General features: G+C 62.4%; 10 protein-coding genes. All 10 read left to right on the plus strand.

From position 1 onward, the window contains the following. Window positions 1–41: 41 nt before the first annotated feature. Genes AU074_RS08305 through AU074_RS08350 form a run of 10 tightly spaced genes read left to right on the plus strand, consistent with a single transcriptional unit; the run spans window position 42 to window position 12910 of the window. On the plus strand, window positions 42–1481 hold the full coding sequence (locus AU074_RS08305) for an undecaprenyl-phosphate glucose phosphotransferase (RefSeq protein WP_076014312.1): 1440 nt from the start codon (window positions 42–44) through the stop codon (window positions 1479–1481). Further along, window positions 1481–2941 carry a mannose-1-phosphate guanylyltransferase/mannose-6-phosphate isomerase gene (locus AU074_RS08310; protein ID WP_076014313.1) on the plus strand — a complete coding sequence of 487 codons (1461 nt, stop codon included), beginning with the start codon at window positions 1481–1483 and terminating at the stop codon, window positions 2939–2941. The genes AU074_RS08305 and AU074_RS08310 overlap by 1 nt, the downstream gene beginning before the upstream one ends. Next, on the plus strand, window positions 2941–3852 hold the full coding sequence (locus AU074_RS08315; protein ID WP_076014314.1) for a glycosyltransferase family 2 protein: 912 nt from the start codon (window positions 2941–2943) through the stop codon (window positions 3850–3852). The genes AU074_RS08310 and AU074_RS08315 overlap by 1 nt, the downstream gene beginning before the upstream one ends. 29 nt (window positions 3853–3881) lie before the next feature. After that, complete coding sequence (locus AU074_RS08320; RefSeq protein ID WP_076014315.1) at window positions 3882–4646, plus strand: polysaccharide biosynthesis/export family protein; 765 nt, start codon at window positions 3882–3884, stop codon at window positions 4644–4646. A gap of 14 nt (window positions 4647–4660) precedes the next feature. After that, window positions 4661–6652 (plus strand): exopolysaccharide transport family protein, encoded by a 1992-nt coding sequence (locus AU074_RS08325; RefSeq protein ID WP_076014316.1) that lies wholly within the window; start codon window positions 4661–4663, stop codon window positions 6650–6652. Next, a complete protein-coding gene (locus AU074_RS08330; protein WP_076014317.1) occupies window positions 6652–7842 on the plus strand; it encodes a glycosyltransferase in 1191 nt (396 codons plus the stop codon). The genes AU074_RS08325 and AU074_RS08330 overlap by 1 nt, the downstream gene beginning before the upstream one ends. After that, window positions 7832–9160 (plus strand): cellulase family glycosylhydrolase, encoded by a 1329-nt coding sequence (locus AU074_RS08335; RefSeq protein WP_076014318.1) that lies wholly within the window; start codon window positions 7832–7834, stop codon window positions 9158–9160. The genes AU074_RS08330 and AU074_RS08335 overlap by 11 nt, the downstream gene beginning before the upstream one ends. Window positions 9161–9168: 8 nt before the next feature. Continuing rightward, a complete protein-coding gene (locus AU074_RS08340) occupies window positions 9169–10386 on the plus strand; it encodes a glycosyltransferase family 4 protein (RefSeq protein WP_076014319.1) in 1218 nt (405 codons plus the stop codon). Beyond that, window positions 10377–11480 carry a glycosyltransferase family 1 protein gene (locus tag AU074_RS08345; protein WP_076014320.1) on the plus strand — a complete coding sequence of 368 codons (1104 nt, stop codon included), beginning with the start codon at window positions 10377–10379 and terminating at the stop codon, window positions 11478–11480. The genes AU074_RS08340 and AU074_RS08345 overlap by 10 nt, the downstream gene beginning before the upstream one ends. Before the next feature lie 2 nt (window positions 11481–11482). Beyond that, window positions 11483–12910 carry an O-antigen ligase gene (locus AU074_RS08350; RefSeq protein ID WP_076014349.1) on the plus strand — a complete coding sequence of 476 codons (1428 nt, stop codon included), beginning with the start codon at window positions 11483–11485 and terminating at the stop codon, window positions 12908–12910.

Raw genomic sequence — 12910 nt, forward strand, 5'->3', positions numbered from 1 at the left:
GCCAAACAAGGAAGCCCTGGTGTGCAATGAGGGATGTTTTTATGCGCGAGAAGTCGTCAGTCGACAGCCTGTTTTTGACCCGGGCCGGTTTTATTGAGTTTTTCGTTGTTTTCGTAAAGTTGATGCACGGTCTCACCGCCGTTTTGCCAGCGCTGATCCTCGTGTTTTATCCAGAACCGATGGCCTCCGAGTTGCGCGCGCACTTTCTCGGCTTGCTGCTGTTCTTCGCGATCCTGACGATTATTCTGTTCCAGGCCATGGGGGTTTACTCCGAGGAGTTGTTCAGCAACCGCCTGCGGTTTCGCACCATGCTGGTGGCCTGGTCTTCGGCGTTTTGCATCCTGCTGTTCATGTACCAGATTCTGCTGATGTTCCCGCAGTTGAGCCCGCGCAACCTGGCGTTCTGGTTTGTCGCCAGCCTCGCGTTGTTCGGGCTGGAGCGGATCGTGATGCTGCGTCTGTTCCGCAACCTGATGGCCAACGGCAAATACTTGCAGCGTACGGTGATCCTTGGCTTCACCGACACCGCCGTGCACGTGGCCGACCACTTGCAACGCAACGGTGATATCCGCTCCGGCCTGATCGGTTTTATCGACGATCGCACCGAGCGCATCCCCAAGGAATTGAGCAACCTGCCGCTGCTGGGCAATACCCGCGACCTGGAAAAACTGATCCGCTCCGAGCAGGTCAACCAAGTGATGATCACCCTGCCCTGGGCCGCCGAGCAGCGGATTAACGGGTTGGTGAAGCGCCTGCGGCAGATGTCGGTCAACGTGATGCTGGTGCCCGACATGGCCGCCCTGCGTTATGGCCACAGCCGCATCACCGATGTCGGCGGCATCCTGATGTTCAACACCTCCCATGTGCCGCTGCGGGGTTGGTCGCCGTTTATCAAACGCTGCGAAGACCTGATTCTGGCGACCCTTGGCCTGGTGGCGTTGTCGCCGCTCATGCTGATCACGGCGATTGCCATCAAGCTCGACTCCAAGGGCCCGGTGCTGTTTCGCCAGAACCGTTTTGGCTACAACGACAACGTGATTCGGGTGTTCAAGTTCCGCTCGATGTACGCCGAGATGAGCGACTTCAACGCCGACCGCCAGACCACCCGCGGCGACCCGCGCATCACCCGCGTGGGCCGGATCATTCGCAAGACCAGCATCGATGAGCTGCCGCAGTTGTTCAACGTGCTGCTGGGCAACATGTCGATGGTCGGCCCGCGCCCCCACGCCACCGCGACCAAGGCCGCCGGCGTGCCCTACGAAGTCGCCGTCAGCGAGTACAGCTCGCGGCACCGGGTGAAACCGGGCATCACGGGCTGGGCGCAAATCAACGGCTATCGTGGTGAAACCGACACCCTGTTCAAGATTCAGAAACGCGTTGAGTACGACCTGGAATACATCTCGAAGTGGTCGGTGTGGTTCGACTTGTACATCGTTTTCATGACGGTCCCAGCCGTCCTTTCGACCAAGGAAGTCTATTGATGAACACCCTCAACGGCTTGATTCCCTGCATTATTTCCGGTGGCTCGGGCACCCGGCTGTGGCCGGTGTCGCGACAGAACATGCCCAAGCCCTTCATGCGCATGCGTGACGACCAGAGCCTGTTGCAGAAGACCTTCCTGCGGGCCAGTCACTTGCCGGGCGTGGAAAGCGTGCTGACGGTGACCAACCGCGAGATGCTGTTTCGCACCCTCGATGACTACCGTGTGGTCAACAAGACCCACCTGGCCCTCGACCTGCTGCTGGAGCCATTCGGGCGCAACACCGCCGCTGCGATCGCCGTGGCCGCCCTGCACGTGCAGGAGAATTTCGGCGGCGAGGCGCAGTTGCTGGTGATGCCCGCCGACCACCTGATTATTGATGAAAGCGCCTTCGCCGATGCCGTCACCCAGGCCCGCGAACTGGCAGAGGCCGGCTACCTGGTGACTTTCGGCATCCAGCCCGACCACCCTGAAACCGGCTTCGGCTATATCGAACAAGGCGATGCACTGGGCCAGGGTTTCCGGGTCAAGCGTTTCGTCGAGAAGCCCGACCTGGCCACCGCCCAGGGTTATCTGGACGGCGGCAAGCACCTGTGGAATGCCGGGATGTTCTGCTTCAAGGCGGGCACCTTGCTCGACGAGCTTGCGCTGCACGCCCCTGCCGTACTGGACGCCGCGAAAGCCGCCCTCGACCACAGCCACAGCCTGAATAACAACAACTGCCGCCAGCGCGAATTGAACGCTGAAGGCTTCGGGTCGGCGCCGGATATCTCGATCGACGTGGCGCTGATGGAAAAATCCGCGCAAGTGGCCGTGGTGCCCTGCGACATCGGCTGGAGTGATATCGGTTCCTGGGACGCAGTGCGCCAGCTCACCCCGAGCGACGCCAATGGCAACCAAATCAACGGTGAAGCGATCCTGCACGACGTGCACAACTGCTACATCGACTCGCCCAAGCGCGTATTGGGCGCCGTGGGCGTGAGTGACCTGATCATCGTCGACACCCCGGACGCGATCCTGATTGCCGACGCCAACCGCAGCCAGGACGTGCGCTACATCGTCGCCGAGCTCAAGCGCCAGAACCATCCGGCCTTCAGCCTGCACCGCACCGTTACCCGGCCGTGGGGCACCTACACCGTGCTGGAAGAAAGCAGCCGCTTCAAGATCAAGCGCATCGTGGTCAAGCCACGCGCCTCGCTGTCGTTGCAGATGCACCATCACCGCAGCGAACACTGGGTAGTGGTCAGCGGCGCGGCGATGATTACCAACGGCGACCGTGAATTCCTGATCAACGCCAACGAGTCCACCTACATTCCGGCCGGGCACAAACACCGTTTGACCAACCCCGGCATCATCGACCTGGTGATGATCGAAGTGCAGAGCGGCGAGTACCTGGGGGAAGACGACATCGTGCGCTTTGACGACATTTACGGCCGGGCTCCGGCCGAAGTGAAAAGCTGATGCGAACCGCCCTGATCATCCCGACCCGCAACGCGGCCAGCCACCTCGACAGGCTGCTGCCGGCGCTGCGCATGCAAACCCTGCAACCGGACGAAACCCTGGTGGTGGACAGCGCCTCCAGCGATGACACCGTGGCGCGTTTTCGCGAGTTCGGCGTACGGGTCGAAGTGATCGATGCCAAGGATTTCAACCATGGCGGCACGCGCCGCTGGGCCAGCGAGCAAGTCGACGGCGACGCGCTGATCGTGATGACTCAGGATGCGATCCCTGCCGAACCCGAGACCTTCGCCAACCTGGTGGGCGAGCTGCAACTGGACCCGCTCAACGGCGTTGCGTATGGCCGCCAACTGCCGCACCCGGATGCCGGTGTGCTGGGCGCCCAGTCACGTCACTTCAACTACCCGCCGCAAAGCCGCAGCAAAAGCCTGGCAGATGCGCCGGAGTTGGGGATCAAGACCTGCTTCAGTTCGGATTCTTTTTCGGTGTACCGGCGCAGCGCCCTGCAAGCCGTCGGTGGCTTCCCCGCGGATGTGATCGGCAGCGAGGACGCCTACGTCGCCGCCCGCATGCTGCTGGAAGGCTACAAGGTGCGCTACGCCGCCACCGCGCTGGTCTATCACTCCCACGATTACCGTCTCATGGATGAGTTTCACCGCTACTTCGACATTGGCGTTTTCTACGGCCGTGAGCCGTGGATCCGCCAGGCTTTTGGCGATGCCGGCGGTGAAGGTAAACGCTATGTACTGGCTGAGCTTCGAGCATTACGCGAAGCCGGTGCATTGCACCGCGTACCCGAAGTACTGGTGCGCAGCGCGTTCAAATTGCTCGGCTACCGGCTGGGCCATCTGGAGCGCCAGCTCCCCCTCGCCCTCAAGCGGCGCATCAGCATGTTCCCCGGTTATTGGAGGTGAGCATCATGACCTACAGGAAGACCCTTTTGATGAAACGAACCTTGCTCGTCCTGGCCATGATGGCATTGGCCGCCTGCAATACGCCCGCGCGGATCGTCGCGCCCGATGGCAAGACCGTGAACGAGGGCAAGCAGGCCCTCGATCGCATGGCCCAGTTGCCGCCGGCGGTGGAGCGGATCCGCATCGGCGACCAGCTGCGGATCGTCCGCGATGCCGGGGAAATGCCGACCCTCTCGGCGTTCAACGTCAGCACGATTTATGAGCTGACGCTGTACACCGTGCAGAACGACGGCAAGATCAACTACCCCTTCCTGGGCCCGATCCAGGTGGCGCGGCGCACGCCGGCGGAAGTCGCCGCCGAGCTGAGCCAGAAACTCGCACCGGTGTATCGCGAGCCTCGGGTCACGGTGAATATCAACCAGGCGCCGGGTAACACGGTGATCGTCGGCGGCGCGGTGTTCAACCCGTCGGCGATCTCCATCGCCACGGCCCCGACCATGGAGCAGGCGATTCTCGGTGCCGGCGGCGTCAGCCCGGTGGGCAACGCGAGCATGGTCGCCCTGCTGCGTGAAGATGGCCAAGGTATCTATCACGCTTACTTCCTGGATTTCAGCCAGTACCTGAAGAACGGCGCACTGGGCCGCAAGCCCGTGGCGCTGCAACGCGGTGACGTGGTGTTTGTACCCAAGTCCAACGTCGGCGAACGGATCCAAGGCGTGGACACTTACCTGAACCAGCTGATTCCCTTCACCAAATCCATTGGTGTGGGCTACAGCTACACCACGAACCACTAAAGGAGCGACATCCCATGATCGAGATCCGTTCTTTTCGTGATCTTCTGCGCCTGTTCTTCATCTTCAAGCACGAGTTCAAACTGGCGGCGATTGCCGCGCTGGTGATCATTTTGCTGGGGGCGTTCCTGCTGCCGGCCAAGTATGAATCCACCGCGCGGTTGCTGGTAAAACCGGGCCGTGACTCGACGATGCCGATCGAGGTCAACAACCGTCAGCCGATCGTCATGCCGAGCACTCAGCGCGACCCGATTGTCGACGAAGAGCGCTTGCTGACCGGGCGCCCCATCGTACGTGCCGTGGCCGAGCATTACCTGGAGGTGATGGACAAGATGCAGCCGCCGGAAGGCGTGTGGAAACGCACCAAGTGGTACGTCAAAAAAGGCATCAGCGCCGTGTTTGACGGTGTGCGAGTGGTGCTGGAAACCGTTGGCATCGTCGAAGAAACCACCCCGGTGGAACGCCTGGCGAAAAGCCTGGAGAAAAACTTCGAAGTGACCCACGCCGTCGGCTCTACGGTGATGGACATCAGCTTCCGTTGGGATGATCCGCAGATCGCCCAGGCGGTGGTCAAGGATTGGGTCGAGACGTACATCGACGAGCGCACCCAAGCGTTGGGCCGCAAGAGCCTGTACGCGTTCTATGAAGGCCAGGTGTCTTCAAGCGCTGCCCAGATCAAGAGCTACAAGGACCAGATCCTCACGCACTTGAACGAGATCGGCGCATCGAGCATCACTGACCGTCTGGAAGACTTGTCCGAGCGGATCAACGTGCTGCGTGGCGAAGTGTTCAACTCCACCCGCCTGATTGCCTCGTCTGACAGCGCCATCGAAAGCACCCGTAATCAACTCAAAGGCCAGCCCAAAGAGGTGACCACGGTTCGCCAGATCGCGTTGAACCCGCAGCAACAAGACTTGCGTCGCCTGCTGAACCAGAAGCTCCTGGAAAAAGCCGACATGATGCGTACCTACACGGATAACGCGCCACCGGTCAAAGCCCTGGATGCCTCGATCCGTGCCATGCAGGCCCAGGTCGCCGGTGAAAGCGACACCGTGCAAAGCTCGGAAAACCGTGCGCCAAACACCCTGGAAATCCACTTGCAACGGGTGCTGCTGGATGAAACCAGCAACAACCTGGCGCTGCGCACACAACTGACGCAACAGCAAAAGCAACTGACAGAGCTGGAAGCCCAACGCAAGGACGCCCTGGCCATTGAGCCGGAACTGGCGCGCCTGGCCCGTGAGCTGAACGGCACCGAGAAAAACTACGCGCTGTATGTCGACAGCCTGGAGAAATCGCGGATCGACCGTGAACTGGACAAGAGCCAAATCAGTAACATCGCGGTGATCGAAGAAGCCACCCTTAACCCTGGGCGCGTCTTCCCGAAAACCCTGTTGATGCTGTTGCTGGCGATCCCGTTCTCCATCGTGGTCGGGCTGCTGGTGATCTACCTGTGCTACCTGCTGGATCAACGGATCCACGACGGCGGCCTGGTGGAAGGCAAATTCGGCCTGCCGCTGTGGACCACGCTGCCGGAGCTGGACACCAGCACCGCGCAAAGCACCAACGCCTTCAACGCGAGCATTTATCGCCTGTATGGCTTGCTGCCGCTGGAGCGTATTGCCGAGCAGGGCCTGACCCTGGGGCTGACCTCCGCGCGACACGGTGAAGGGGTGAGTTTTATCGTCGAGCAGTTGCGCCAGTTGCTGGAAGAGAATGACGTGCGGGTACGGGTCGGCGGGATTGAGCCGGCGGTTCCGGGCCAAGTGGTGTTGCTGGATGCCTCGGCGCTGCTGGACAACCGTGACGCGTTCATCAACCTGCGCCGTGCCGACCTGATTGCGCTGGTCGTAGAAGCGCAAAAAAGCACGGTACCGGTGGTGGAACATGCACTGTCGATCCTCACCACGGCGTTCGGCAAGGTCGATGGCATCATCATCAACCGCCGCAAGTTCGAGGTGCCGGTCAAGGTGCTGAAAACCATCGCCAAATACCGGGGTTCGTTCTGATGCGCATCGCCCTGCTCGCTCCCCTGCCGCCGGAAAAGAATGGGATCGCCGACTACGCGAACCATTTCAAGACGGCACTGGAGCAACTGGGCGTCGAGGTGGCTACGCCCTTGACGGGCGTGGTCAGCAGCACGGCGTCGATCAAACAGGCGATTGCCGGTTTCGATTGGCAGAGTGTTGACCTGGTCCACGCCGAGCTGGGCGGTGGGCGCCTGGGGGAGTTTTTGGCCCTGCGCGAATTGCGCAAGGCCTACCCTGCGCTGCCACTGACTGCCACGGTGCATGACCCGGAACGCATGGTCTGGCGGCGCGAGCAATTGCCCTTTCCGCTGAACCTGCTGGAATCCTTGCCCAGCCCATTGCCGCAAGCGGCGGTGGTGCTGGCCGATCCCTTGACCCTGCGCGAAGAACGCCACGTCGCCAAGGGCCTGACCCGGCTGGTGACCCTCACCCGCCTGGGCGCCGACTGCCTGACGGCGCGCATGCAATTGCCCGCCTGCAAGGTGGCGGTGATCAACCACGCCAACCTGGATATCCCGCCCGTGGCCTTGCCGCCACTGGACACGCTGCACCTGCTGTATTTTGGTTTTATCTACCGTGGCAAAGGCATCGAAGACCTGTTGCAGGCCCTGGCCGCCGTCTTTGAAAAAGCCCCCGAATTGCGTGACCGTGTGCGCCTGACCCTGGCCGGTGGCACTGCCGCCGAAATGGCGTTTGGCGCGGGCGGCAATTACCTGGAGCAGTTGAACAGCCAGATCGCCGAACTCGGCCTGGCCGGCTCCATCGACTGGCGGCTGAATTTGCCGGCCAGCGACATCCCGCAGACGATCCAGGCGCACCATGTGATGGTGCTGCCGTATCGCGAATCGAAAAAGCTCGGCCTGTTGGGCCGCCAGCGCGGCACCAGCGGTGCCTTGTCGTGGGCTGCCGCCTGCGGGCGCGGCGCGATCACCTCCGATGCCCGGGCGTTTGCCGAAGAAGTCGCCAGCGGCAATGGCGCCATCTATCCGCAAGGCGATGTAGCCGCCTTGAGCGAGCAACTGCTGCTGCTCGCACGCAATCCGCAAATGGCCAGGGACTGGGCCGAGCGCGCCGCCGCGATTGGTCGTGAACGCCTGTGGCCGTTGACCGCGCAGAAGTTCGCGAAGCTGTTTAGTGAAGCCATTGCAGGAGGCAACCATGGCACGTAAACGGACTTACCTGGCGACCCTCGCGATCGTCGCCGCACTGGGCCTGACCGCCTTTCTCTGGGGCCGCCCGGCGGATGCCGAGAGTCATGTGCTCAAGGGCAGCAAAGAGATCGTATGGAAAGATTTTCTGGGGGTGAACGCGCAGTTCCTGTGGTTCAGCCCCGAGCGTTATCAGAAGCAGATCGACCGCCTCAAGGCCCTGGGCCTGGAATGGGTGCGCCTGGACCTGCACTGGGACCAGCTGGAAACCGCCGAGAACCAGTACAACGTCGCGACCCTCGATGAGCTGGTGAACAAGCTGCAGCAGAACCAGATCAAGTCGGTGTTCTACCTGGTGGGCTCGGCGAAGTTCGCCACCACCGCGCCGGCCTCTTCGCCCTACCAGGACCAGTTCCCGCCCAAGGACCCGGGCATCTTCGCCAACCGCATGGCATTGCTGGCCCAGCGTTACCCCAGCGTGGACGCATGGCAGGTGTGGAACGAGCCGAACCTGTTGGGTTTCTGGCGCCCCGTCGCCGACCCGGCCGGCTATGCGAACCTCTTGCAAGTCACCGCAGCCGCGCTGCGGGTGGTGAACCCGAACAAACCGGTGGTGACCGCCGGCATGGCGTTCTTCAGCGAAATGCCCAACGGCCAGAATATGCTCGACGGGCTGCTGCAACTGGGCCTGCCAAGCCTGAACACCGTGGTGTCTTATCACCCCTACACCCAATTGCCCGAAGGCAACGACCCCTCGAACCTGGACTTTGTCGCCAAAACCAGCGCGTTCAACCAGAAACTGCGGGCCGCCGGGGTCAAAACCCTGTGGAGCACCGAGTGGGGCTGGTCGACCTATAAAGGCCCGAAAGAGCTGCAGGACTTCATCACGCCTCAAGGCCAGGCCGACTACATCGTGCGCCGCATCGCACTGATGAGCGCGCTGGATTTTGACAAGATTTTCCTGTTCACCCTGAGTGACCTGGACCAGCGCGCCAGCGTGCGCGACCAGAGTTATGGCTTGCTCGACATCGACACCAATCCCAAGCCGTCGTATACCGCCTTGAAGAATTTCCTGCAGGTGAGCGGGCCCAAATTGACCCCGGGCGATCCGCCCACCGCCGACCAATTGCCCGACGGTCTGTTCAGCATCGGCTGGACCCGTGCCGATGGGCGCAAGGTCTGGTTCTTCTGGTCGGCCCGTGGCGGCAACGCGCACTTGCCGGGCATGACCACCGCCACCTTGTACGACCCATTGCGCAGCACCGAAACACCGTTGAGTGGCACCAATGGACTGGATGTACCGGTCAAGCCCAACCTGCAAATTCTGTTATGGGATTGAAGCCACCCATGCGCATCCTCTGGATCCTGCCCTACTCGCCTTGGCCCGCTACCAGCGGTGGCAAGACGCGCCAGTTTCATTTGCTGCGCAGCCTGGCTGCGCGCGGGCACCGGATCACCTTGCTGTTGCATGACAAACAGGCGGTATCGCTGACGGATCGCCAGGTGCTGGAAGCCTTTCTGGAACAACTGATCATCCTGCCGCGCCGCCCGCTGCGCAGCCTGAAGACCTTGCTGGCCGGGCTGTTTGCGCCCTACCCGCTGCTGGCCAGTGTGAATGGTTTGTCGGGTGAACTGCAGGACACCTTCGAGCGATTGCTGACCGAGCATTGGGACGTGGTGCAGATCGAACACACCTACACCTTCCAGCCTTACGAAGCTGCGTTGGCCCGTCGCTCCCAGCCGTTTGTGCTGACCGAACACAATGTGGAATCGTCCCTCGGCGCCGCGACTTACGACCGCCTGCCCGGCTGGGCGCTGCCGTTTATTCGCTACGATCAATGGCGCTACGGCCGCTGGGAACGTCGGGTGATGCGCCAGGCCGCGCAAGTGGTCGCGGTGACTGAGGCCGATGCCCAAACCCTGGCGCAGATTGCCGGCAAACCGGTGCCGGTGGTGGTCAACGGTGTGGATTGCGCGCACTTCGCCGCCGCCCGCCCTGACCCGGCGACCCGCCGCGTGCTGTTTCTCGGCAACTACGAATACGCACCCAACGTGGATGCCATCGAGTGGGCACTGGATGAAATCCTGCCGAAGGTCTGGGCCCGCTGCCCCGACGCACGCATGAGTGTCTGCGGCTTCGGCATGCCGGAAAGCTGGCGCGAACGCTGGAAGGACGGGCGCATCGAGTGGCAAGGTTTTGTGCCCAACCTGCTGGCCCTGCAATCGAGCTGCTCGGTATTTTTGGCGCCGTTGCGCCATGGTGGAGGCTCCAAGCTAAAGGTCCTCGAAGCCCTCGCCGCCGGCCTGCCGCTGGTGAGTACCGACCAGGGCGTGTCCGGGCTGGATGTGGTGGAAGGCCTGGACTACCTCGGCGGCCAGACCGCCGACAGCCTGGCCGACGCCGTGGTGCGCCTGCTGCAACAGCCTGAAACCGCAGCGCCGATGGGCGAAGCCGGGCGCGCCTATGTGCGCCGCGCCCATGACTGGAGCGTCGCTGCCAGCCAGTTGGAGCAGGTGTACGCCCAACTGTCGCCCCTGAACCAAAAGGAGCCGGCATGCGCGTAGGTCTCGATTACCGTACCGTCGGCACCTCGCCGCAATCAGGCATCAGTCGCCAGGTATACGCCCTGGAAGATGCCCTGCGCGCCATGCCCGGTATCGAGCTGGAACGCTTTACCGTCGCGCCGCTGGGCGATGAACTGCGCCTGAATGCGCATTGCCCGGACTGGGGCTGCGCCAAGACCGCCATGCATCAACCCCATCAGCGCCTGCGTTTCGAGGCGGGATTCTTGCCCAAGGCCCTGCGCGATGAGCGCATTGATGTGTACATCAGCACCTTCAATATGGGCCTGCCGCTGCCGCCCAAACCCAAAGGCCTGCGTACCGTGGTGCTGTTGCATGACCTGTTTCAGATCACCCTGGACAACTACCACGCGAATCGCCTGAAGGCGATGATCTACAAGGCCAGCGATCGCCTGTCGATCACCTATGCGGTGCACACGGCAGACCGGGTGTGGACGCCTTCGCAGTACAGTGCCGATGAAACGGCGCGGCTGTTTCCCAAGGCGGCCGGCAAGATTCGTGTGTTGCCCAATCAGGTGGTCGGTTTTGTCGGCTTGCCGGCAGACCTCTCGGCCCGGCAACTGCCCGAGCGCTATTGGCTGCTGGTGGGCACCCGGGAATTGCGCAAGAACGTGCCATTCCTGGTGGACGCCTGGCAGCAGGCGCGCAGCCAATCGCCGAGCGTGCCGGAACTGGTGCTGGTGGGCAGCCTGGAGCATTTGCCCGAAGCACAGCGCAACTACCCCGGGATACGCGCGTTGAGCGGCGTCTCCGATGCCGAGCTGCACGGGCTCTATCGCAACGCGTCGCGCCTGTGGCAGCCTTCTTATGCCGAAGGCTTTGGTTTGCCGGTGATTGAAGCCCTGAGCGTCGGCACCCCGGTCGCGGTAGCCAGCGGTACCTCGCTGGACGAAATAACCCCGCCCTTGGCGCCACGGTTTTCACCCACCGACGGTGCGGCGCTGGTGCAATTGATGCTGCACCTGGCCGACCAACCCGTCGAACAACCACCTGAACAGTTACGCAGCTGGGCCGAACGTTTCAACCACCAGGCCTACCGTCGGCGCCTGGCCGAACTGACCGAGGAATTGAATTGAGAATCTCACTGGGTAGCCTCGTCGCCATCGTCTTCGGCCTGCTGTTTGGTGGGTTGATCCTGTTCCTTTCCCCGGCCAAGGCCGTGCTGGCAGTGATCGGCCTGGCCGCTGCCGTGACGATTTTGCGGTTCCCGTTCTGGGGGCTGCTGCTGTTCGCCCTGGTGGCAACGTTCATGCCCTACTCCACGCTTAACCTGGGGATTCGCAGTACGGTCAGTGAGGCGTTGATTGCGCTGACGTGGGCCGCGGTGATCTGGCACGGCTTCCTCTCGCGCCTGCCGGCTGCGCCACCGCTGTCCCGGCGCCCTACCGACCGCATGTTGATGTGGCTGATGATCTTCACAGTGGTGCCGTTTATCGTCGGCCAGGTGAGCATTACCGCCGAGGCCAGCGGCCTGGCGAACTGGTTGCGTTGGTTGCTGAACCTGTCGGTGCTGTTCCTCGCCGCCAAGCTGCTGGTTGAGCAGAAAAACCGCGAAGCGCTGGTGATCGCGTTGTTGCTGGGCACCCTGGCGATGCTGGTGATGTCCATCGGCGTGTTTATCCGCTCGCGCTCGGCCTCGGGCATGTTGCCGATCCTGACCCTGATGAATTACGGCAGCCTCGACACCCTGTCCCTGGGCCTGGGCGCCATGGCCTCGCGGATGGGTTCGCCGTGGATGCACCCCAACGCCACCGGCGGGATCATGGCGTTGCTGCTGCCGTTGGCGTTCTGCTACGGCATCACCAACACCGGCTGGAAACGCGGCCTCGGCCTGGGCGTTGCCTGCCTGGGCGCAGCGGCCTTGCTGTTGGCCAGTAGCCGGGGCGCGATGGTCAGCCTGGCGCTGGTGCTGATCTGGATGGCGTCGCGGCGGGTGCCCTACACCGGGCGTTTGCTGATGATCGGCGTGGCATTGGCCGTGGCGCTGGTGCTGTCGTATCCACCGTTGCAGGAACGTCTGGCGACGATCTTTTCGACCCAAAACGCGAGTACCGAAGTGCGCTTCGACGAATACCGGATGTTCCCCCAGGCCGTCGCCAGTTACCCGCTGGGCATTGGCTTCAAGGTTGACCCGCCAGTGCCGGGCACGCACTTGCTGGGAATCTCCAACCTGTGGCTGAACTTCGTCTACAAGACCGGCGTGATCAGCATGCTGTTGTTTATCGCGGTGACCTGGCGCTGGTGGCGTGAGTCCCGGCCGGAAATCGGCCCGATCCGCCTGACCAAGGACAACGCGATTTGGCTGGGCAGCACGGCGGGGATTCTGTCGGCACTGGTCAGCGGCTTTTTTGACCACTACTTCAGTTTCGCCCTGGTGATGATTGCGCTGTTCTGGCTGATGGTAGGGATCAACGTGCTGGAGGCGCGGCGACTGTTTCCGGCGCGGCTGCCACAGGCGAAGACCGTGTCATATCGCAAGCCCGTGCTCGATAGCGTCGGACCCTAG

The organism is Pseudomonas sp. ATCC PTA-122608, assembly GCF_001952855.1.
Lineage (GTDB): Bacteria > Pseudomonadota > Gammaproteobacteria > Pseudomonadales > Pseudomonadaceae > Aquipseudomonas.